The organism is Bradyrhizobium sp. CCBAU 25338 (genome assembly GCF_028128965.1).
Classification (GTDB): Bacteria; Pseudomonadota; Alphaproteobacteria; order Rhizobiales; family Xanthobacteraceae; genus Bradyrhizobium; species Bradyrhizobium liaoningense.
The window spans coordinates 286,355-308,226 of record NZ_LFKY01000001.1; the positions used below are offsets into that span (position 1 = coordinate 286,355).

Annotated in this window: 22 protein-coding genes; 5 read left to right on the forward strand and 17 right to left on the reverse strand. The window is 64.3% G+C overall.

Annotated elements, in window-relative coordinates:
• The 11 genes from ACM42_RS01275 to ACM42_RS01325 all read right to left on the reverse strand — a co-directional run bounded on the left by ACM42_RS01275 (window position 1) and on the right by ACM42_RS01325 (window position 11,841).
• On the reverse strand, window positions 1-927 hold the full coding sequence (locus tag ACM42_RS01275; protein ID WP_271526315.1) for a Gfo/Idh/MocA family protein: 927 nt from the start codon (window positions 925-927) through the stop codon (window positions 1-3).
• Window positions 924-1,700 carry a FadR/GntR family transcriptional regulator gene (locus tag ACM42_RS01280; RefSeq protein ID WP_271526316.1) on the reverse strand — a complete coding sequence of 259 codons (777 nt, stop codon included), beginning with the start codon at window positions 1,698-1,700 and terminating at the stop codon, window positions 924-926. The genes ACM42_RS01275 and ACM42_RS01280 overlap by 4 nt, the downstream gene beginning before the upstream one ends.
• Window positions 1,697-2,677 carry a galactofuranose ABC transporter, permease protein YjfF gene (gene yjfF / locus ACM42_RS01285; RefSeq protein WP_271526317.1) on the reverse strand — a complete coding sequence of 327 codons (981 nt, stop codon included), beginning with the start codon at window positions 2,675-2,677 and terminating at the stop codon, window positions 1,697-1,699. Before yjfF ends, ACM42_RS01280 begins: the two co-directional genes overlap by 4 nt.
• On the reverse strand, window positions 2,674-3,666 hold the full coding sequence (locus tag ACM42_RS01290) for an ABC transporter permease (RefSeq protein WP_271526318.1): 993 nt from the start codon (window positions 3,664-3,666) through the stop codon (window positions 2,674-2,676). Before ACM42_RS01290 ends, yjfF begins: the two co-directional genes overlap by 4 nt.
• Complete coding sequence (locus ACM42_RS01295) at window positions 3,663-5,207, reverse strand: sugar ABC transporter ATP-binding protein (RefSeq protein ID WP_271526319.1); 1,545 nt, start codon at window positions 5,205-5,207, stop codon at window positions 3,663-3,665. The genes ACM42_RS01290 and ACM42_RS01295 overlap by 4 nt, the downstream gene beginning before the upstream one ends.
• 121 nt (window positions 5,208-5,328) lie before the next feature.
• Entirely contained in the window at window positions 5,329-6,294 is a 966-nt protein-coding gene (gene ytfQ, locus ACM42_RS01300) for a galactofuranose ABC transporter, galactofuranose-binding protein YtfQ (RefSeq protein WP_271526320.1), read from the reverse strand.
• 403 nt (window positions 6,295-6,697) lie between these two features.
• Window positions 6,698-7,870 (reverse strand): fumarylacetoacetate hydrolase family protein, encoded by a 1,173-nt coding sequence (locus ACM42_RS01305; protein ID WP_271526321.1) that lies wholly within the window; start codon window positions 7,868-7,870, stop codon window positions 6,698-6,700.
• A 110-nt stretch (window positions 7,871-7,980) separates the two neighbouring features.
• Window positions 7,981-8,958: a HEAT repeat domain-containing protein gene (locus tag ACM42_RS01310; protein WP_271526322.1), complete on the reverse strand. Its 978-nt coding sequence runs from the start codon at window positions 8,956-8,958 to the stop codon at window positions 7,981-7,983.
• Window positions 8,959-8,960: 2 nt separating this feature from the next.
• The gene (locus tag ACM42_RS01315) at window positions 8,961-9,194 is read right to left on the reverse strand and encodes a 4Fe-4S dicluster domain-containing protein (protein ID WP_007593252.1); all 234 of its coding nucleotides are present in this window, start codon (window positions 9,192-9,194) and stop codon (window positions 8,961-8,963) included.
• Between the two features lie 28 nt (window positions 9,195-9,222).
• Window positions 9,223-10,965, reverse strand: a complete 1,743-nt coding sequence (locus tag ACM42_RS01320; protein ID WP_271526323.1) for a fumarate reductase/succinate dehydrogenase flavoprotein subunit — start codon at window positions 10,963-10,965, stop codon at window positions 9,223-9,225.
• A gap of 102 nt (window positions 10,966-11,067) precedes the next feature.
• The gene (locus ACM42_RS01325; RefSeq protein ID WP_271526324.1) at window positions 11,068-11,841 is read right to left on the reverse strand and encodes a ferredoxin--NADP reductase; all 774 of its coding nucleotides are present in this window, start codon (window positions 11,839-11,841) and stop codon (window positions 11,068-11,070) included.
• Between the two features lie 205 nt (window positions 11,842-12,046).
• Between ACM42_RS01325 and ACM42_RS01330 the strand changes: the two genes are divergently transcribed.
• The 5 genes from ACM42_RS01330 to ACM42_RS01350 all read left to right on the forward strand — a co-directional run bounded on the left by ACM42_RS01330 (window position 12,047) and on the right by ACM42_RS01350 (window position 16,720).
• On the forward strand, window positions 12,047-12,343 hold the full coding sequence (locus ACM42_RS01330; protein WP_271526388.1) for a gamma-butyrobetaine hydroxylase-like domain-containing protein: 297 nt from the start codon (window positions 12,047-12,049) through the stop codon (window positions 12,341-12,343).
• 223 nt (window positions 12,344-12,566) lie between these two features.
• Window positions 12,567-13,343, forward strand: coding sequence for a Crp/Fnr family transcriptional regulator (locus ACM42_RS01335; protein WP_271526325.1), 777 nt, complete (start codon window positions 12,567-12,569; stop codon window positions 13,341-13,343).
• A 181-nt stretch (window positions 13,344-13,524) separates the two neighbouring features.
• The gene (locus ACM42_RS01340) at window positions 13,525-14,946 is read left to right on the forward strand and encodes an ABC transporter substrate-binding protein (RefSeq protein WP_271526326.1); all 1,422 of its coding nucleotides are present in this window, start codon (window positions 13,525-13,527) and stop codon (window positions 14,944-14,946) included.
• On the forward strand, window positions 14,943-15,851 hold the full coding sequence (locus tag ACM42_RS01345) for an ABC transporter permease (protein WP_271526327.1): 909 nt from the start codon (window positions 14,943-14,945) through the stop codon (window positions 15,849-15,851). The genes ACM42_RS01340 and ACM42_RS01345 overlap by 4 nt, the downstream gene beginning before the upstream one ends.
• Complete coding sequence (locus tag ACM42_RS01350) at window positions 15,848-16,720, forward strand: ABC transporter ATP-binding protein (protein WP_271526328.1); 873 nt, start codon at window positions 15,848-15,850, stop codon at window positions 16,718-16,720. The genes ACM42_RS01345 and ACM42_RS01350 overlap by 4 nt, the downstream gene beginning before the upstream one ends.
• A gap of 131 nt (window positions 16,721-16,851) precedes the next feature.
• Here the strand turns inward: ACM42_RS01350 and ACM42_RS01355 are convergent, their stop codons facing one another.
• The 6 genes from ACM42_RS01355 to ACM42_RS01380 all read right to left on the reverse strand — a co-directional run bounded on the left by ACM42_RS01355 (window position 16,852) and on the right by ACM42_RS01380 (window position 21,792).
• Window positions 16,852-17,910 (reverse strand): YeiH family protein, encoded by a 1,059-nt coding sequence (locus ACM42_RS01355; protein ID WP_271526329.1) that lies wholly within the window; start codon window positions 17,908-17,910, stop codon window positions 16,852-16,854.
• A gap of 110 nt (window positions 17,911-18,020) precedes the next feature.
• Window positions 18,021-18,239, reverse strand: coding sequence for a hypothetical protein (locus ACM42_RS01360; protein WP_194388310.1), 219 nt, complete (start codon window positions 18,237-18,239; stop codon window positions 18,021-18,023).
• A 166-nt stretch (window positions 18,240-18,405) separates the two neighbouring features.
• Window positions 18,406-19,119 carry an ABC transporter ATP-binding protein gene (locus tag ACM42_RS01365; protein ID WP_271526330.1) on the reverse strand — a complete coding sequence of 238 codons (714 nt, stop codon included), beginning with the start codon at window positions 19,117-19,119 and terminating at the stop codon, window positions 18,406-18,408.
• The gene (locus tag ACM42_RS01370; RefSeq protein WP_271526331.1) at window positions 19,116-19,871 is read right to left on the reverse strand and encodes an ABC transporter ATP-binding protein; all 756 of its coding nucleotides are present in this window, start codon (window positions 19,869-19,871) and stop codon (window positions 19,116-19,118) included. The genes ACM42_RS01365 and ACM42_RS01370 overlap by 4 nt, the downstream gene beginning before the upstream one ends.
• Before the next feature lie 2 nt (window positions 19,872-19,873).
• On the reverse strand, window positions 19,874-20,893 hold the full coding sequence (locus tag ACM42_RS01375) for a branched-chain amino acid ABC transporter permease (protein ID WP_271526332.1): 1,020 nt from the start codon (window positions 20,891-20,893) through the stop codon (window positions 19,874-19,876).
• Window positions 20,890-21,792, reverse strand: a complete 903-nt coding sequence (locus ACM42_RS01380; RefSeq protein WP_061883279.1) for a branched-chain amino acid ABC transporter permease — start codon at window positions 21,790-21,792, stop codon at window positions 20,890-20,892. Before ACM42_RS01380 ends, ACM42_RS01375 begins: the two co-directional genes overlap by 4 nt.
• Between the last annotated feature and the right edge of the window lie 80 nt (window positions 21,793-21,872).

The following is a 21,872-nucleotide window of genomic DNA, read 5'->3' on the forward strand; positions in this document are numbered from 1 at the left end:
TCAGTCCACAAACGGCTCGACGATCGTGCGCTTGCCCAGCAGGAAGGCGTCGGCGACGAGACGCAGCGGGGTCAGGTCGACGTCACTCGCGCCGGTCGCCGCGAGTTCGACGAAGCGCCGGTAGAGTCCGCGATATTCCTCATCGGGCGCCTCGGCAAGCACCTTGCCGTCGACGGCCATGCGCGCGCCGCCGCTGGACAGAGTCATCCGGCCCTGATCCGTTTCGACGACGATATCCCAGCTCTGCGGCCCGGTCTGGCGGAAATCGAACTCGGCGGTCACGGGCAGACCGCTGATGTCCGTCAGTGTCAGGTTCGCCGCGATCGGCGCCTGGCAATTGGCCGGGAAGGCCAGCTCGGCCGCGGTGACGAACACGGGCTTCGGCAGAATCCTGGTCAGGATCGACAGCGCATTGATCCCGGGATCGAACACGCCGAGGCCGCCCGGCTCCCAGATCCAGGCCTGGCCGGGATGCCAGACGCGGACGTCTTCCTTCCAGCTGATGTGCACAGAGGCGATGCGACGCTCGGCAAGCCATTGCCGCGCCGGCTCGACCGCCGGCGCATGGCGCGAATGCCAGGTCGCAAACAGCGTACGCTTCGCCTCCGCCGCCATTGCGATCAGTGGATCGAGCTCGGCAACGCCGGTGCCCGGCGGCTTCTCCAGCATGACATGCTTGCCGGCGGCGAGAGCTGCTGCGGCCTGCGCGCGCCGCACCTGCGGCGGCGTGCAGAGGGAGACGGCGTCGATCGGCGGCCCCTGCTCCAGCAATTCCTCGATGGTGGCAAAATGCGGCAGTTCCGGCAGCGAAGCGTTGCGGCTGGCGACGGCCGCCAACGTCGCGCCCGGCACCGCGGCGATCGCGCCGACATGCTGGTCGCGCGCGATCTTGCCGAACCCGACGATGGCGATGCGAAGGTCTGTCACGCTCGTTCTCCAGTATCCGCCGACGGCAGCGCCTCGGCCGGCGCAGTCTCGATCGCGGCACCCTCATGGCGATGCATTCCGTTGTGAATGACGAAGACCATCGCTTCGGCGGCGGCATCGGCGTCGCCGGCCGCGATGGCATCGACGATCTTCTGGTGCCACAGCAGCACAGTGTCGCGATCTTCGGGCTCGGACGGGGCGCTGAGCAGGAACGAGGCACGCAGCGCGGCCTCGATGACGTGCCCAATCGAGCGCATGAACAAATTGCCCGAGGCGCGCGCCACGGCCACGTGAAGCGCGAGATCGGCGTCGGCAAAGCCCACCGAGTCGGACGCCTCACGCCGCATGCGCTCCATGCTGCGGCCGAGCTCGGCAAGGTCCTCCTCCGACCGCCGCGCCGCTGCAAGCATGGCCGCGCGCGGCTCGACCGCGAGACGGATCTCGGCGAGATCGTTGAGGAAGCGCTTGTCGATGCCGGCGTCGAGATGCCAGGCCAGCACATCCGCATCGAACATGTTCCAGGCGCCGCGCTCGCGCACGACGGTCCCAACGCGCGCCTTGGTGGTGAGCAGGCCTTTGGCGACCAGCGTCTTCACGCTTTCCCGCAGCACCGGCCGCGACACGCCGAACATCGCGATCATCTCGGCATCGCCCGGCAGGCGCGTGCCTTCCGCATAGCGGCCGGCGATGATGTCGACGCCGATCGAACGGGCCACCTCCGCATGGTTGGAGTGGGCCCGCCGCGTCGGGATGACGAGGATGCGCGAGGTCATGACGCCGCTCCTGCGCTCTTGACCACCGGCCGGCGCGCCAGCGCGACCAGTCCCTGCTGCAAGGCGATGAACACGAACAGTAGCACGCCGGTCGCGATCTTGGTCCACCAGCTCGACAAGGTGCCATCGAAATTGATGTAGGTCTGGATCAGGCCCTGGATCAGCACGCCGAGGAAGGTGCCGATCACCGAGCCCTGGCCGCCCGTGAGCAGCGTGCCGCCGATCACGACGGCGGCGATGGTGTCGAGCTCGACACCGACGGCGGAGAGCGAATAGCCGGCGCTGGTGTAGAAGGAGAAGACGATGCCGGCGATGCCAGCGAGCAGGCTCGACAGCATGTAGATCTTGATCGTCATCTTGCCGACGGCAACGCCCATCAGGCTCGCGGTGGTCCGGTTGCCGCCGAGTGCATAGACGTTGGCCCCGAACCGGGTGAGATGCAGAAGCAAGGCGCCGCCGATCACGATCACGAGCATGATGATCGCGATCGCGGTCAGTCGTCCCCCGCCGGGCATCCGCAGCGCGAAGTCCGACACGGTAGAATAAACCGGCGCAGTGATCGGCACCGATTCGGTCGAGAGCAGGAAGCTCGCGCCGCGCGCCAGGAACATGCCGGCCAGCGTGACGATGAAGGGCGGCAGGTCGAAGACATGAATCACGGCGCCCATCGCCGCGCCAAAGGCTGCCGAGAGCGCCAGAATCGCGACGAAGGCGACCAGCGGCGGCGCGCCCCAGCGCTCGATCGCCAGCGCAACGAACACGGTGGTGAAGCCGATTACCGATCCGACCGAAAGATCTATGCCGCCGGAGATGATCACAAGGGTCATGCCCGTCGCGACGATGCCGAGGAAGGCGTTGTCGGTGAGGAGGTTTCCGATCACGCGCGTCGAGGCGATATTCGGAAACTGCACCGCGCAGAGCGCGAAGCCCGCAACGAGCACGATGGCCGTGATGAGGACGGGCGGCAGGCCTTTCATGCTTTGGTCCTCCGCAGCCGCATGGCAATGCCGGCGAGCCCCGTCAGTTTCGGCGATTGCAGCAGCAACACCGCGAGCACCACCACCGCCTTGACCAGCAGATTGAACTCCGGCGGATAGCCCGACAGCAAGATGCCGGTGTTCATGGTCTGGATGATGAGCGCCCCCAACACGGCGAGCACGAGGCTGAAGCGGCCACCGAACAGCGAGGTGCCACCGATCACGACCGCGAGGATGGCATCGAGCTCGAGCCAGAGTCCGGCATTGTTGGCATCGGCGCCCATGATGTCGGCCGCGGCGATCACGCCGGCGAGCGCGGCGCAGATGCCGCACCAGACATAGACCGCCAAAATCATTGCGCGGGTGCCGACGCCGGCAAGCTCGCTCGCCCGCGCGTTGCCGCCGGTCGCCTCGATCAGGAGGCCGAGCGCCGAGCCGCGCACCACTGCGGCGGTGAGGATCAGCATGCCCAAGGCAATCACGACCGGCACCGGCAGGCCGAGTACCGAGCCATTACCGAGCCAGACCAGGTCCGGTGAGGAAAAGGTGACGATGCGCCCCTCGGTGATCAGCTGGGCGACGCCGCGTCCCGCCACCATCAGGATCAGCGTCGCCACGATCGGCTGCATGCCCAGCACGGCGACGAGGAAGCCGTTCCAGAGACCGCAGACGAGGCCGGCGCCAAGCGCGGCCGCCAGCACGACCGGGAGACCGTGACTGTCAGCGAGGCTCGCTGCGATTGCGCCCGAGATCGCCATCACCGCGCCGACGGAGAGATCGATGCCGCGTGTCGCGATCACCAGCACCATGCCGAGCGAAAGCAGCGCCACAGGCGTGCCCCGATTGAGCACGTCGATCAGGCTGCCGAAGAGACGGCCATCCTGAAGCCGCAGGTCGAAGAATTGCGGGGATACCATGCGATCGACCGCGAGAACGACGATCAGCGCGAGGATCTGGGCAAGGCCGCGGCGCGGCAACAGCGCGGTCATGCCCGGCCCTCATGCGCGGTCGCGGCGCCATCGGCGGCGATCGCCGCGAGAATGTTGCCAACGTCGATCGCCTCTCCAGCGAGCTCCTCGACATGGGCGCGGTCACGTAGCACCACCACGCGATCCGAATAGGTCACGATCTCATCGAGCTCGGAGGAGATCACCAGCAGCGCCAGGCCGTCGTCGCAGAGTTCGCGGATCAGGCGGATGATCTCGGCATGCGCGCCGACGTCAATGCCGCGGGTCGGCTCGTCCAGCACGAGGAGCCGCGGCGAGGTCGCGAGCCAGCGCGCCAGCAAGACTTTCTGCTGATTGCCGCCGGACAGCAGACCGACGGGCCGCTCGGGATCGGCCGGGCGGATGTCCAGCATCTTGACGTAGCGGCGCGCGATCTCGTCCTGCTCGCGCCGCGACAGCGGCAGATAGAGGCCGCGCTTGGCCTGGAGCGCGAGCACGATGTTCTCGCGCACGCTGAGCTCGGCAATAATGCCGTCGGTCTTTCGCTCCTCCGGGCAATAGCCAAAACCGTGGCGCACGCCGTCGCGCGGCGACTGCAGCCGCACCGGCGCGCCTTCCACCCTCGCCTGCCCGCGATCGGCGCGCTCGGCGCCGAACACCAGCCGTGCCGTCTCGGTCCGGCCCGAGCCGAGCAGTCCGGCAAGGCCGACGACCTCGCCATGGCGCAGCTCGAGATTGAACGGCGCGACGTAACCGGCCTTGCCGTAACCTTCGAAGCTCGCGCAGATCTCGCGTGCCTTATGCTCGGTGGCAGAAGCCCGCGCGCTGGTGGTCTCCGCAAGCTCGCGACCGAGCATCATGCGGATCAGCTCGAGGCGCGGCAGCGAGGCGGTCTCACGCTCGCCGACCAGGCGGCCGTTGCGCAGCACGGTGATGCGGTCGGAGATTTCGTAGACCTGGTCGAGGAAGTGGCTGACGAAGATGATGCCGATGCCACGTCGCGCGAGCTGACGCATGATGCCGAAGAGAATCTCGACCTCATGGCGGTCGAGGCTGGCGGTCGGCTCGTCCAGGATCAGCACGCGCGCGGAGAGATCGACGGCGCGCGCGATCGCGGTGACGTGCTGGATGGCCACCGAATAGTTGCCGAGAGGCGCGGCGACATCGATATCGAGACCGAAATCTGCAAGCAGCGCCTTGGCGCGGCGGCGCATCTCGCCATCGCGCACGATGCCGAAGCGCATCGGCTGGCGATCGAGAAACAGGTTCTGCGCCACCGACAGGTTCGGCAGCAGGTTGACCTCCTGGTAGACGGTGGCGATGCCGGCCCCAAGCGCGGCCTTGGCCGAGCGTGGCGCGACCTCTTCACCACTGATCCTGACAATGCCGGCATCTCGCGGAAAAACGCCGGTGACGACCTTGATCAGCGTGGACTTGCCGGCGCCGTTCTCGCCGAGCAGCGCATGGATCTCGCCGGCGCGCAGCGTGAAGTCGACCTCCTGCAGGGCACGCACGGCGCCGAAACTCTTGCTGATCCCGCGCACCTCAAGGAGCGGCGGAGCAGGATCGGGGCTGTTTTCCATCGCAACGTCACTCCCGCCGGCGTCCGCTTATGATGCGGATGCCCAGCCTATTCGTTCGCGCAGCGGTTTCGAAAGGGGGGACCGCCAGGCCGCAAGAAGCAGCCCGGCGAGGCGCGCCACCTCAGTAACCGAGGCCCTTCTTGCTGTCGTAGATCTTCTGCGGATCGTCCGCCGCGGTATAGAGCTTGGACTCGGTCTGGATCCATTTCGGCGGAACGGTGCCCTTCTCCTTGAAGGCCGCGATGGCATCGAGCGCGGGGCCGGCCATGTTCGGCGTCAGCTCGACCGTGGCATTGGCCTCGCCCGCGGCCATCGCCTTGAAGATATCGGGCACGGCGTCGATCGAGACCGTGAGGATATCCTTGCCGGGCTTGAGGCCGGCTTCCTTCATGGCCTGGATCGCGCCGACCATCATATCGTCGTTGTGGGCATAGACCGCGCAGATCGACTTGCCGCCGCCTTCGGCCTTGATGAAGCTTTCCATCACTTCCTTGCCCTTGGCACGGGTAAAGTCGCCGGTCTGGCTGCGCACCACCTTCAGGTTTGCGTGCTTGGCGATGGCGGTGTCAAAACCCTTCTTGCGATTGGCTGCGACGCTGGCGCCGACCGTGCCCTGCAACTCGACGATGTTGCAGGCCTTCGTGCCGACGGTCTTGGCGAGCCAGTCGCCGGCGACGGCGCCTTCATGCACGCTGTCGGATGTCACGGCGGTGAGATAGAGGTCCTTGCCTGAGGGGTCGATGTCGCGGTCGAGCAGCACGACCGGAATCTTCGCCTCCTTGGCTTCCTTCAGCACCGAATCCCAGCCGGTCGAGACGACGGGCGCGAGGAAGATCGCATCAACGTTCTGCGCGATGAAGGAGCGGATCGCCTTGATCTGGTTCTCTTGCTTCTGCTGCGCGTCGGCGATCTTGAGATTGACCTTCCGCTTGGCAGCTTCCTGCTTGGAGACCGAGGTCTCGGCCGCGCGCCAGCCGGATTCCGATCCGATCTGCGAGAAGCCGATGGTGAGCTGGCCGGCACTGGCGGGCGCCGTGAGCAGCAAGGCGGCCATGGCGCTGGCCGCAAGGAGGGCTTTAGGGGTCATCAGGCGTGTCTCCCAAGATGTTATCCGGGGGCACCGATTGGTAGCATGGCACCCGCAGGCCGGCCTTTGAGGCGGCGGAAGGCACTATTTCACGGAAGCTTGGTTCCGACTAGTCATATTATTTTACTATTTAGCGGAGAACGCGGCTTGGCGAAGCGGCCCGTTTATGACACGCGCAGAGCGATTTTGTTCCGCAGACACAACGCAGGGATGAAAGAGATTATGGGAGCTGCTGCGACAGCCACGGTCGCTGCCCCGCCCCGTTCTTAAGGGCCGCGACGAGCTTCGCTCGCGCTGAAAGGGGTAGGCTCAGGGGCTCTCTCCACGCAAACGGTGAAAGACACCCCACACCTCTCGTCCGCACCGTGGTCCCCTCACCCGCATGCGGGGAGAGGCGCAGAAACTAGATCAGATTCCGTTGCGCCAGGTTCTTCATCAGCGCGCCGATGCCAAACGTCCACGGCTCGCACTCGTCGCTGGTGCGCATACGGTTGACGAGCTTGCCGAGCTGGGGCGCGGAGATCGTGACGATGTCGTCGCGCTTGTGGGTGAACCCCTGCCCCGGCGCATCGCGATCCTTGACCGGTGCGAACATCGTTCCCAGAAACAGCACGAACCCATCAGGGTATTGATGGATCTTGCCGATGGTCTGCGCGACCAGATCGGTCGGATCGCGGCTGATCTTGCTGATCGAGGAATGACCGTCGAGGACGAAGCCGTCCGTGCCCGTGACATTCAGTCTGATGTCCAGCCTGCGCGCGTCGTCGAGCGTAAAACTGTCGTCGAACAGGCGCAGCAGCGGACCGATTGCGCAGGACGCGTTGTTGTCCTTGGCCTTCGACAGCAGCAGCGCCGAACGGCCCTCGAAATCGCGCAGATTCACGTCGTTGCCGAGCGCCCCGCCGACGATCTTGCCACGGCTGGAGACGAACAGCACCAGTTCGGGCTCCGGATTGTTCCAGGTCGATTTCGGATGCAGGCCGGCATCCATGCCGGTGCCGACCGACGACAGCGTCGGCGCCTTGGTGAAGACTTCGGCGTCGGGGCCGATGCCGACCTCGAGATACTGGCTCCAGGCGTTCTGATCGATCAGCACCTGCTTCAAGTGCATCGCCTGGTCCGAGCCCGGCTTGAGCTTGGACAGATCGTCGCCGATCAGCCGTGTGACTTCTTTGCGGATCGCTTCTGCCGAAGCCGGATTGCCCTTGGCCCGCTCCTCGATGACGCGTTCGAGCATCGAGATGGCGAAGGTGACGCCCGCAGCCTTCAATGTCTGGAGATCGACCGGTGCAAGCAACCACGGCTTTTTCGGGTCACGCCCGTCGGGTGCCGTGTTGGCGACAATTGCTTCGAGATCGCCGATGCGTTCACCCTTGGCCGCCGCAAGCGCCTGGGCGGGATTGTCTTCTTCGCAGAGCGCGCTGATGGTCGGGAATCTCGCCGTGACATCGAACACGCCGTCGCCGCGCACGGCGACCACGGCCGGACCATTGACCTGCGGCAGCCAGACGCGGCCGGCCAATGTTCCCCGCGTGCCATCCTCGGGGAGAAGATCCTTCACAGTCAATGTCGTCATGGCCGGCGTCCTCGCTGTTTCTAAGGACCGGCCGCGCTCGAAGACGGCCGATCGCATTGCGAAGACCAATAAACGTCTGGCGGGGGAAGTCCAGAGCGGCAACGAGGCCGCTATGCCCCTGCCCGCGCCTTGCGGGCCGCGATCTGCTGAAGCGCCCAGCGTGCGTTCTTACGGACATCGGGATCGGGATCGTCGGCGATCACGGCCAGGAACGCCTCGCCGTCGGGATGGGCGATCTCGCCGAGCGCGGCGGCCGCCTCCTTGCGCAAGTTCGCCTGGTCATGGTTGACGCAATTGCCAATCGGGCGCACCGCGCGCTCGACCTTCATCTTGCCGAGGCTGCGAATGGCCTTGAGCCGCACCTGCCAGAATTCGTCGGCGAGCGAGCTGACGAGTTGATCGGCCGCGAGCGAACCGTTGGCGTTGAGACCCAGCGTTTCCGCAGCCATCTCGCGGACCATCCAGTCCGAGTCCTTCAGCGCGCGCGTGATCGTCTCCGCCGCAGGCTTCATCTGCGAGAAAGCCAACGCGCTGACCGCGGCGCGGCGGACATGTGCGTCGGGATCGTTGATCAGCGCGGTCAGCGCCGGGATCGATTCTTCCAGCTTGAGGAAGCCGATCACGCCGATCGCCTGCACGCGCACGGCGGCATCGGCATCCTGGAGTGCTTCCAACGCCGGCTTCAGCGTGTCTTTGCAGCGCAATTCCTTCAGCGCACGCAGCGCGCCCATTCGGACGAAAGCATGGGCATGCTTCACCAGCGGCAGGACGATTTCGGCGCAGGCCGTATCCTTGAACTCGGCCATGCTGTCGGCCGCCGCCGCCGCGACGATTCTCTCGGGGTCGACCAGCAGCTTCACCAGCGCGCTCGCGGCTTCCGGCCCGTCGAACTCGCCGAGCGCCATCGCGACCTGCTGGCGCACGCCGCCGTCGGGATCGGCGACCATCTTGGCGAGATGCGCGACCGCGGCGGGATCGCCGGAATGGCCGAGCGCGATGATCGCGACGCGGCGCTCGGCGGGATCGGCCGCCTGCAGCCGCTCGTCGGCGTCTTCGAGGTCGTCATAGGACTCGAACGGGCTCGACATGATCACCTCAACAAATAAGGAATGTTGACGGTGACGGCGCCGGTCGGGCAATCGGCTTCGCAGGGCATGCAGTACCAACACTCGTCATAGGCCATGTACGCCTTGTTGGTCATGTCGCTGATGCGCAGGACGTCGAGCGGGCACACGTCGACGCAGACGGTGCACCCCTTGTCGGCGATGCATTTGGCGTCGTCGACGACCACCGGAACCGATGTCTGATAGGATGCGAGAGGCATTTGATGTCTCCTGTTGTGTTCTGGTGCGTCAGGCCGAGGCGCGGATGCGTTGCTTGTCGTAGAGATCCTTCTCGTCGTCTGCGATCGGCACGACATAGGGCTCGACGGCGCGCTTCTCGCTGGTCATCTTGCCGTCGCGCTTCGACAGCAGCGTGTGGCAGAACCAGTTCTCGTTGTCCTTCTCCGGGAAATCCGTGCGCCAATGATAGAGGCCCCAGCGGCTCTCCTCGCGATAGAGCGAGGCGTGCGCGGCCATATCGGCGCAGTCCATGATCGACTGCACTTCGAGGGCGCGGAGCAGCTCGTGCGCGTTGCGCGCGATCATGCGCTCCTGCATGTCCTCCCGCGCCTCGGCGAGGCGGCGCATGCCGAGCTCATATTTGCGCGTGACCTTCGGCGGCTGGAGATAGTCGTTGACCAGGCGCCGGGTCTTGTACTCGATCTGGTTCGGCGGAATGCCGTCCTCGCGCTTGGTCGGCGCCATCACGCGCTCGCGCTCCGTCGCGACGTCGGCAGCGTCGAACTCTGCAAAATCGTGATTGTCGGCAAACTCCATGGCGTCAATTCCGGCGACCGACCCGTTGGTGAAGGCGCCGAGCATGTAATTATGCGGCACGCTCGCCATATCGCCGGCGGCATACAGACCCGGCACGGTGGTGCGCGCATTGTCGTCGACGAACACGCCGGAGGCGCTGTGGCCGGAGCAGAAGCCGATCTCCGAGATGTGCATCTCGATGGATTCGCTGCGGTAGTCGACACCCCGCCCCTGCTGGAACAGCCCGCGCGTAGGACGCTCAACCTTGTGCAGCGTGGATTCGATCTCGGAGATAGTATCGGAGTGAAGATGCTTGAGCTGGAGGAACACCGGCCCCTTGCCGGACAAGAGCTCGTTGTAGAACTCCAGCATCATCTGGCCGGACCAATAGTCGCATTCGATGAAGCGCGAGCCTTCGTTGTTCGCCGTATATGCGCCGAAAGGGCCGGCGACATAGGCGCAGGCCGGGCCGTTGTAGTCCTTGATCAGCGGGTTGATCTGGAAGCATTCGAGATTCGCGAGCGCGGCGCCGGCGTGATAGGCCATGGCGTAACCGTCGCCGGAATTGGCCGCATTCTCGTAGGTGCCGAACATGTAGCCCGACGTTGGCAAACCAAGGCGTCCTGCAGCGCCCATACAAAGGATCACGGCCTTGGCCTTGATCACCAGCATCTCGGCCGTGCGGGTATTGACGCTGACGGCACCGGCGATGCGGCCATCTGCAGATTTGAGCAACCGCGTCGCCATGTAGCGGTTGGAGATCAGGATGCGGGCGCGGCGGAGCTGGCGGTACAGCGCCTTCTTCACGGTCTCGCCGTTCGGCATCGGCAGCACGTAGGTGCCGATGTGGTGCACCTTCTTGACGGCGTAATCGCCGTTCTCGTTCTTCAGGAAGCGGATGCCAAAGCTGTCCAGCTCCTCGATGATTTTGTAGCAGCTCTGCGCGTATTTATAGACCGCCTTCTGGTCGACGATGCCGTCGTTGGCGATGGTGATTTCCTTGGTGTACTGCTCCGGCGTCGCGTAACCGGGAATGACGGCGTTGTTCAGCCCGTCCATGCCCATCGAGATCGCCCCTGAGCGCTTGACGTTGGCTTTTTCGAGCAGAACGACATTGGCCTTCGGGTTCTTCAGCTTCGCCTTCAGCGCCGCCATCGGGCCGGCGGTGCCGCCGCCGATCACCAGCACATCGCAGGAAACCTCCGAAAGTCCGTCGACGATCTGATCTAGTGCCATCACTTGCTCCTGGTTCGCCGATAGTCGGCGCCTTTGCGTCAGATTTGTTCAGGGGACGTCCGGGCGATAGCAATTAGTTGTCGCCGGGATGCGATTTGCGCCTCAGCGCTCGACGAAGGCCTTTTCGATGACGAAATGGCCGGGCTCGCTATGATTGCCCTCCACGAAGCCGCGCGCGGAGAACATTTCGTGCAACTCCTCCAGCATCGCGGGGCTGCCACACAGCATGATGCGGTCGGTCTCGATATCGAGGCCCGATTGCCCGATGTCGTCGAACAGCTGGTTGGAGGCAATCAGATCGGTGATGCGGCCGCGGTTCCGGAACGGCTCGCGCGTCACCGTGGGATAGTAGACCAGCTTGTCGCGGATCAGCGGGCCGAAGAACTCGTGATTGCGCAGGCCCTCGACGACGTGTTCGCCATAAGCGAGTTCCGAAACCTGGCGGCAGCCATGGGCGAGCACGATGGTCGCGTAGTTCTCGTAGACATCGGGGTCCTTGATCAGGCTGGCGAACGGCGCCAGGCCCGTTCCGGTCGAGAGCAGCAGCAGACGTTTTCCCGGAAGCAGATTGCCGGTGATCAGCGTACCCGTCGCCTTGCCGCCGACCAGGATGACGTCGCCTTCACTGATCTTCTGGAGGCGAGAGGTCAGCGGGCCGTCCTGCACCTTGATCGAGAAGAATTCGAGCGCCTCCTCATGGTTGGCACTGGCCATGCTGTAGGCCCGCATCAACGGCTTGCCCCCGACCTCCAGCCCGATCATCGCGAACTGGCCGTTCTGGAAACGAAAACCGGGATCGCGGGTTGCGGTGAAGCTGAACAGGGACTCGGTCCAGTGCCTGACCGACAGAACCGTTTCCTTCTGAAATGCGCTCATGCTTTCTCCTTCGCGATCGATGGCGCAGAAGGTTCCGGAGAGCGGCGAGTCCGGCAATGTGGAAGTGGAGTTCCTAGTCGATTAGTTTCACATTTCGCGAGCGATGACTGAAGAGACGGCACGCGATCACGCCTGCGCCGGCAATTAGTTGCTATTCGTGCGCGCCCGCGCCGACATAGAAAGAAGTCGGAGGTTCGTCATGACCATGACCTTGGTGGCACCGACCATCGCCGACTATGAAGCCAGCGCTGATCTCGCCGCGCTGCTGGTCCGCACCACACAGGACGACGCGCTCAGCGTTTCTGCCGAAACACTCCGCCTCTCCTGCAAATGCGCCCACTGCACCCGTGCCCGCTTCGACGATCGCTTCCCCGACCGGTTTCCCGGCATCGCCATTACCGAGATCGGCGATCTCGGCTACGGGCTGAACATCTCGTTTTCGGATGGGCATAACCGGGGGATTTACCCGAAGCCCTATCTGCTGAGCTTGGCGGGGCACTAGGTCAACGCTGCCTTGAGGACGGTTCGACAGCGGCCGCAAATTCCACAGTCATTCCCCGCGCAAGCGGGGAATCCAGTGCGCCGCGGCATCTCCGTATCCCATTGACGCGTCTGGAATACTGGATCGCCCGCCTTCGCCGGCGATGACACCGGTGTAAGCGGCCTCACCCCATCTGGCACGGACATTGCTCCTCTTTAGAACGATTTGAACGTTCCGGAGGCAGATGATGTTGCAGGCCGCCAATGTGGTTCGTGGGCCCATTCCCCCGACAGTCCGGCCTGCCGGCAGCTCCTCGCTACTGCTGACCGAGAACCAGCAATGGATCGGCGGGCCGCCGCCGCTGATGGACAAGCTCTCTCCACGCGAGCGGGAGCTGGTGCTCAAGCAGGGCCGCCGCAAGGTGCTCAACCGCGGCCAGACGCTGTTCAGCCAGGGCGGCAAGCATGACGGCATCTGGCTGATCGAGAGCGGCCGCATCCGCGTGTTCTACACCTCGCCGCTCGGGCGCGAGATCACGCTCGCTTATTGGCACGTCGGCAATTTCGTCGGCGGGCCGGAAGTGTTCGAGGGCACTGTGCATCAATGGTCCGGCGTCGCGTCCAGCAATTGCAGCGTGGTGCACCTGCCCGGAAAGGAGTTGCGATCGCTTGCCGCAGAGATCCCGAACCTCGCGATCGGTCTCATTGAAGGCCTCACCTTCAAGGGCAAGTGCTATTCGGCGCTGGCGCAGATGCTGGGAACGCGCTCGATCACGCAGCGGCTTGCGCACCTGTTGCTGCACCTCGTCGAGCTCTATGGCGTCGACGACGCCGACGGCACTGTGATCGCCGCAGCCTTCACCCACGCCGACATCGCCCACATGGTTGGCGCCACGAGGCAATGGGTCACGATCAGCCTGAAGCGCATGCAGGAGAAGGGAATCGTGCTGACCAAGCGGTCGCAGATCGTGATCTGCCGGACCGACGTGCTGGAGGAGATGCGCGGTCACGCAGCTGACTAGACGAATTTGCGGCCAAGGCCGATGCACAGGCAAGCGGCTTTATAGTGCAGGACTGCCCAAGGAGTATGCAATCAGCTTTTCCCGGCAACTAATCGACTGCGACAGCCACTCCGGATTTGCCCTGTCCACGCCCTCACCCAATCATGGCAACCACAGCACATCCAACCGAATGAGGATGAGAATGGTCCGCCATCTTCCCACGCTCTCGATCGCGATGTCGGTGACGTCGCTGGCGCTACTCGTCACGCAGCCGGCCTCGGCGGAAACCGTCACGCTCGGCATCGGAACGCAGGACACCACGACCAACACGGTGACCGCCGGCGTCGTCATCCGCCAGTTGCGTCTCCTCGAGAAATACCTGCCGAAGGACGGAAAATACGCCAACATCAAGTTCGAGCTGGAGTGGCAGAATTTCACCTCTGGTCCACCCGTCACCAATGCGATGATGGCGAACAAGCTGCAGATCGGCATGATGGGCGATTATCCGCTGATCGTGAACGGCTTCACCTTCGAGAGCAATCCGGAGAGCAAGAGCCGGCTGATCGGCATTGCCGCCTATAGCCTCTCCGGCTCCGGCAATGGCCTCGTCGTCCACAAGGACTCGCCCTACTACGAGCTCGCCGATCTCAAGGGCAAGCTCGTCAGCGTCCCCTTCGGCTCCGCCGCGCACGGCATGGTTCTGAAGGCGATGCAGGATCGTGGCTACGCATCCGATTTCTTCCAGCTCGTCAGCCAGAGCCCGGAGGTCGGCTCGACCAATCTCCAGGAGAAGAAGATCGATGCTCACGCCGACTTCGTCCCCTTCGCCGAGCTGCTGCCCTTCCGCGGCTTCGCCCGAAAGATCTTTGACGGCGTCGAGACGAATTTGCCGACCTTCCACGGCATCGTCGTCCGCACCGACTTCGCCGAGAAATATCCCGAGGTCGTCGTCGCCTACTTCAAGGCGCTGATCGCCGCCAACCAGTGGCTGCGCGAGGACCCGAAGCTTGCCGCGGAAAAGATCCAGGAGTGGACCGGCATCAACAAGGAAGTCGTCTACATCTTCCTCGGCCCCGGCGGCAACATGACCACCGATCCCTCGATCAAGCCGGCGCTGATCGATGCCGCGACCGCCGACGTCAAGGTGCTGCAGAACCTCGGTCGCATGAAGGAATTCGATCCGAAGAAGTGGGTCGACGACAGCTACATCCGCAAGGCCTATGCCGAGATGAAGCTCGACTATGACGCGCAGCTTGCGAGCACCAGGAATTACGAGGTCTCCGGCGAAGACGCCTTCTGCAAGAAGCCGATCGCCGACCCGCGTAAGGCCGGCGAGGTCTGGGTCGACGATGCCGGAATCATGCCCTTCTCGTCAGCCAGTTGCACACTCGGCGCCTATGCCGACTACAAGGCCAAAGGCAAGAAGATCAACGTCGCCTACGTCTTCGATACCACCCGGGGTATCAAGCTGTTCGCCGACCAGGCCTTCTTCGCCGTCGGCAATGGCGATGTCGCACCGTTCCTGCTGAAGAAGGACGCCGAAGCATACGCGGCCAAGATCAGCGGCAAGGTGCTCGGCTTCGATGACGCGGTGAAAGCGGCGGTCGGCGGGGGCAAGACGTGAGCAGTCCCGCCCTCGTCAGACATCCCGAGGATAGCATGCCGGCAACAGCCATTGCAGAGGCGGGCCCGGCGCCCGCCGCGACGCCGCCCGCAACCCCCGCCTCCTTCGGTACGCTCGCGCTGCGCTGGTACCGGCTCAACCAGGGCCGGCTGCGCGCCACCGCGATCGGCATCGCCTCGCTGATCGCTTTTCTCCTGGTCTGGCATCTGCTCACGACCTATCGCGTCGTGTTCTTCGTGCGCTTCACCAACGTGCCCTCGCCGCTCGCGGTCTATGCGAGCTTCACCAAGGCGATCCACGACCCCAAATTCCTGATGCATATCCTGCTGAGCTGCCGGCGCATCTTCATCGGCTTCTCACTCGCAGCCATCGTCGGCGTGCCGCTCGGCCTGATCATGGGGCGATTCAAGCTGGTGCACGAGGTGATCTTCCCGGTCGCCGAAGTGCTGCGGCCGATCCCGGCGATCGCCTGGGTGCCGATGGCCATCATGCTGTGGCCGACCAACGAGCAGAGCATCGTATTCATCACCTTCCTCGGCTCGTTCTTCCCGATCCTGGTCAACACGCTGCACGGCATGTCGCTGGTCGATCCCGTTCTGGTCCGCGCCGCGCAATGTCTCGGTGCGCGCGAGCGGTCGATCTTCCGCGAGGTGTATTTTCCGGCCTCGCTGCCGCACATCTTCACCGGCCTTACCGTCGGCATGGGCGTCGCATGGGTGTCGCTGATCGCCGCCGAGATGATCTCCGGTCAGTACGGTATCGGCTACTTCACCTGGGAAGCCTATTCGCTGGTCCAGTATGCCGACATCGCGCTCGGCATGATAGCAATCGGCGTGCTCGGTCTCGGATCGAGCCTGCTCATCAGGGGCGCGGGACAATTGGTGATGCCGTGGAGGTCGACATGAGCGAAGCGCTTGCGAACACGTCGAAGGGCCACATCGAGGTCAGGAACTTCTCCCTCGCCTACGAGACGATCGAGGGACCCGTTCAGGCCGTCACCAATACGCAGATCCATGTGAAGCCCGGCGAGTTCGTCTCGATCGTCGGCCCCTCCGGCTGCGGAAAATCGACGCTGCTCAACGCGGTCGCAGGCTTCCTCAAGCCGACAACGGGCATCGTCACCGTCGATGGCGAACGCGTCAACGGCCCCAGCGCCGAACGCGGCATGGTGTTCCAGCAATATTCGCTGTTCCCCTGGAAGACGGTGCGGGAGAACGTCGAGTTTGGCCTGAAGATGCGCGGCATGCCGCGCTCGCAGCGCGAACGCGCCGCGCGCACGCTGCTGGGGCTCGCGGGGCTCGAGGCGTTCGAAAAGCACTATCCGGAAAAGCTGTCCGGCGGCATGAAGCAGCGCGTCGGCATCGTCCGCGCGCTCGCGACGGGACCGAAGGTGTTGCTGCTGGATGAGCCCTTCGGCGCGCTCGACGCGCAGACCCGCGTCATCATGCAGCAGATCCTCACCAACATGTGGCAGCGGCTGAAGATCTCGGTGCTGTTCGTCACCCACGATATCGACGAGGCGATCTTCCTCTCCGACCGCGTCTACTGCATGACCGCGCGGCCCGGCTCGATCAAGGCGGAGATCCCGATCCCGCTGGAGCGGCCGCGGCAGCAATCGATGATGATGTCGTCGGAATTCCTGGCGCTTCGCCGCGGGCTGATGTCGCTGATCCGCGAGGAGAGCCTGAAGGCGATGGGCGGCGAGATCAACGACATGGGGATGCAGGGTCTGAACATCGAGCTGCATGGCCATTCGCTCGCGGATGTTATCTAGGCGTCGCCGACACACTTGATTTCGCAGGGCAGGCGAAGCGAAGCGTGCCTACCATCCTCACCATAAATGTGGATCCACGCTGGGCACGACTCATTCGCGCCTTTGCCCACCGTAGGGCTGTCTTGTTCCAATCACTTAAACCAATGCACCAGCGCGATGCTGATGCCGAGCAGCAGCAGCAGCGAGAGCGTGACGGCTGCCGTCACCCTGCCTCCGACATTGGCGAGCACACGGACGTCGACACCTAGGCCGAGTGCGGCCATCGACACCACGGTGAGAAAACCAGTGATCTTCGTCACAGGACCGACCACCGTCGCCGGCACGATCTCCAGCGAACGCAGGGTCGCGAGCGCGAGAAAGCCGAGGATGAACCACGGGACCAGGCGGAAGAAGCCGACATTGGTCTTCTTGGCATCGCTCTGCCAGCGCGAGGCAATGAGGGAAAGGCCGACGACGACGGGCCCGAGCATCAGGACGCGCATCAATTTCACCAGCGTGCCGATCTGGGTCGAGACGAGACCGGCCGGCACCGTTGCGGCCAGCACCTGCGGCACCGCATAGACCGTGAGGCCCGCAAGGATGCCGTATTGCGTGGCCGACAATTGCAGCAGCGGGATCAGGAGCGGCAGGCCAAGCACCATCATCACGCCGAGGATGGCGGTGAAGGAGATAGAGGATGCGATCTCCTCGTTGTTGGCGCCGATGATCGGCGCCACGGCAGCAATCGCCGAATTGCCGCAAATCGAGTTGCCGCAGGCGATCAGGATCGACAGGCGCGTCGACAGACCCAATAGACGGCTGAGGCCGAAGGAGACACATAGCGCGATCACGACGACGGCCGCGATCGAGAGGAGGAGCGCGATGCCCGAGGCGGCGATCGCAGCGAAGCTGATCGAGGCTCCCAGCAGCATGACCGCGACCTCGAGGAGTTGTTTTGCGCTGAAAGCGATCCCGGTCTGCCACCGGGGCGCCGGCTTCCAGAAGCTGCGGAGCGCCATGCCGAGCAGGATCGCCATGACGAGCGCTTCGACATAGGGATGCTCGAACATACCCAGTTCGGCGCGCTCCAGCAGGGCGGAGACGCCGGCGACCAGAACGCAAAGGAGAATGCCGGGAATCAGCGCCGCAATGCGGCTCGCGGCTGTGGCCGGCTTGGCGTCGGCCGGGCTGGATGCTTGATTCTGCGACACAAATTTCTCCCTGAGGAGAAAGATTTATACGCAGCGCGGCCCGGGAGGGAAATAAGTTTTCGACATATCAGGCCCGAGGGGAGTTCTATCCTCAGCCCGGACAACCAGCCTCAGAAGATCAGGCTCTTGGCGAGCGAAGCGACGCGGCTGAAGCCATCATAGACGCCGGGCTCGAAGAAGGCGGCGCGGGCAAGCACGATACCCGCAACCAGCGACCAGAACAGTCCGGTGCCGGCACGCAGCAAGAGCTTCGACGTACGCGACCGCGGCTGGGTGTCCGTCGCGGACACCAATTGCTCGCCGAAGGGTTCAAATCCGGTACGTTCCATGGCTCTGGCCAATCCATCAAATTCTGATGGGAATGTCGTCGTTTCGGCCCCAAACGGCAATGGAAGCGATTGGCGTTTTTGCCCTCTCGAAGGAAAACTCCTTCCGTTCGATAACCTCAGGACAATAGTTTTCTTCTTCCGGCCTATTTGGACACCGGCACCCGACTTACAGGGCCAGATAGCGGCGCCGGATCCCCTCATTGGCCTTCAGTTCGTCGATTCCGGCGGCATAGACGATCTGGCCCTTGTCGATCACGGTGGCATGGCTCGCCAGCCCGAGGCAGAAATGCATGTTCTGCTCGGCGATCAGCACGGTCGATCCGAGCTGCCGGAGTTGCCGCAACAGTTCGCCGATCCGCTGCACGATGATCGGCGCGAGGCCCTCGCTCGGCTCGTCCAGCAGCAGCAGCGCCGGATTGCCCATCAACGTGCGCGCGATCGCCAGCATCTGCTGCTCGCCGCCCGAGAGACGCCCGGCAATACGATGACGCAGCGGCTCCAGCAGCGGAAAGACGTCGTAGATGCGCTTGATCGGCCATTCGTCCTGGCCGTCCGGTCCCTTCTTCTTCCCGATGACGAGATTGTCTTCGACCGTGTGCTCCGGAAAGATCTGGCGGTCCTCCGGCACGAAGCCGAGGCCGGCGCGCGCGATGGTGTGCGGCTTGAGGCCGGAGATCACGCTCCCGCGCAGGCTCACCCTGCCCCGCCGCGGCGGCGCCAGCCCCATGATCGCCTTCATCGTCGTCGACTTGCCGGCGCCATTGCGGCCGAGCAGCGCCATCGTCTCGCCCTGCCGCACAGAGAGACCAACGCCGAACAGGATCTGGCTGGTGCCGTAGTAGACATCGAGATCAGCGACTTCGATGACGGCAGTGCTCATGCCACCGCTCCCGCATGCTCGGTGCCGAGATAGGCGTCGATCACGGCGCTGTTGTTGCGGATCTCGTCGGGCGTGCCGGTCGCGAGGATTCGGCCGTAGCACAGCACGACGATCTTGGGCGCGATCTTGAACACGATGTCCATGTCGTGCTCGATGAAGACGACCGTGATCTTCTGGGTCTCCCAGAGCTCGCGCACCTTGTCGATCATGCGCCAGCGCTCCTCCGGTCCCATCCCGGCGGTCGGCTCGTCCAGCAGCAGCACCTTCGGTTCGAGCACGAGCGCCAGGGCGATGTCGAGCAGCTTCTGATCACCGTGCGACAGGGTCGCGGCCGTGCGATGGCATTTGCTCGCCAAACCCAAGAGCTCCATCACGTGCTCGGCGCGGTCGCGCGTCTCGGGCAGGGGAAAGCGCTTGTGCAGCACCGCGGAGGTGCGCTGGTCGGCGCTGACGGCCGCGAGCATGGTTTCCTGCACCGTCAGCGACTTGAAAATGCTGGCGACCTGGAAGGCGCGGCCGATACCGTGGCGCACGATCTCCGGCGGCGAGCGGCCGGCGAGATCGATGCCGTCGAGCAGAACCTGGCCGGAATCCGGCCTCAAAGCGCCGGTGATCAGGTTGAAGAAGGTGCTCTTGCCTGCGCCATTCGGGCCGATCACGGCCGTGAGCGAGCCGTCGGGGAAGTCGAGCGAGACGTCGTTGGTCGCCTTCACGCCGCCAAACGACTTCGCGAGGTTGCGGATCTCGAGCATCGTTAGCGCCCCTTGCCTGCATCGCGCCGGTGCGAAAACCATTCGGCGACGAAATCCAGGAGGCCCTTGCGCAAACCGAGCGCGAAAAACAGGATGACGACCCCAAGCACGATGCCGTGGTATTCGGTGAACCGCGTGACGGTATCGTTGAGCAGCAGAAACAGCACGGTGCCGACCATCGGACCAAGAAAGGTGGAGACGCCGCCGAGCATGTTGATGAAGATGCCCTCCCCCGAGATCGTCCAATAGGCGAACTCCGGATAGGCGCCCGACACGAACAGCGCCATCACCATGCCGCCCATCGACGCGAACAGCGCGGCCAGCACGAACACGGTGAGCTTGGCGCGCCAGACGTCGATGCCGAGAAAGCTCGCGCGCGTGGCATTGTCGCGGATCATGCGCAAGGTGTAGCCGAAGGGCGATTGTGCGATCTGGCGCATCGCAAGCAGGCCGAGGATGAGCAGCGCGCAGCTCGTGACATAGAGATGGACATGATTGGACAGATCGATGCCGAGAAAGATGGGCCGCGGGATGCCGCCGCGCAGGCCCTGATCGCCGCCAGTGAACGAGGCCCAGGACAGGATGGTCGAGTGGATCAGCATCTGGAAGGCGAGCGTGACGAAGGCGAAATAGATCTCCTTCAGCCGCACGCAGATCGCACCGATGACCGCCGCGAAGACCGCCGTGACGGCCAGCGTCGCGACGAAAGCCACCGGAATCGGCACGCCGAGCTTCTGCATGATCAGGCCGAAGCTGTAGGCACCAAGGCCAAAGAACATGCCGTGCCCGAACGAGGTCAGACCGGTATAGCCGACCAGGAGGTTAAGCGAGGTCGCGAACAGACCATAGGCCGAGCAGCGGATGACGAAATCGAGCAGCGCCTTGCTGCCGGTGAACAATGGCAGGCTCGCCAGCACGGCAAAAGCGATCAGCGCGATCAGCACGTCGCGGTAGCGTTGCAGCACGGCACCGCTGCGCACCGGCACCAGGGTTTGCGCGCGTCCGGCCTCCAGCTCGGTCATGCCGCCTCCTTGCCGAACAGGCCGGTGGGCTTTGAGACCAGCACGATCACCATGAACAGATACATCAGGCCTTCCGTGAACAGGGGAAACCCGAGCGAGCCGAAGGAACGGATCAGGCCGAGCAGGAGCGCGCCGATCAGCGCGCCCAGGATCGAGCCCATGCCGCCGATCACCGTGACGATGAAAGACTCGATCAACACCGAGAAGCCCATGCCGGGAGTCAGCGAGCGCACCGGCGCTGCGAGCGCCCCGGCAAGGCCCGCCAGCATGCCGCCAAGCGCAAACACGCCGCCATAGATCAGGCCGGTGTTGATGCCGAGCGCGGACACCATGCCGGGGTTATGTGCGGCTGCGCGGATCACCTTGCCGATGCGGCTGCGCGACAGGCCGATGCCGAGCACGATGGCAGCGAGAAGCGCGACACCGATCAGCAGCAGATAGTAAGGCGGCACCACGCCGCCGGCGATGAACAGCGGCATCACCTGGAAGGCCGCCGGCATGCCCATCGCCTTGAACTCGGGCCCCCAGATGATGCGCACGACGTCGTCGAAGATCAGCACGAAGGCGTAGCAGACGAGGAGCTGCATCAAGACGTCGGCGCCATAGACGCGGCTCATGAAGACACGCTCGAAGATCAGGCCGAGAACCGCGGTGCCGGCCGCGCCTGCAAGCATCGCCAGCGCAAAACTGCCGGTGAGCTGATAGGCCGTCATCGCGAAATAGGCGCCGAACATGTAGAAGGCGCCGTGGCTGAAGTTGACCACCTTGAGCACGCCGAAGATCAGCGTCAGCCCGACGGCGACGAGGAACAGCAGCATGCCGATGATGAGGCCGCTGGTGGTTTGCGTCACCAGGCACGCGGAACTGGAGAGACAGCCGGCAAGCGCATCGAGATCCACGGGAGCACTTTCATTGCGACGCGCCTGACGCGGCGCGGAAAACGAAACGACGGCGGAGACGGTCGCCCGTCCCCGCCGCT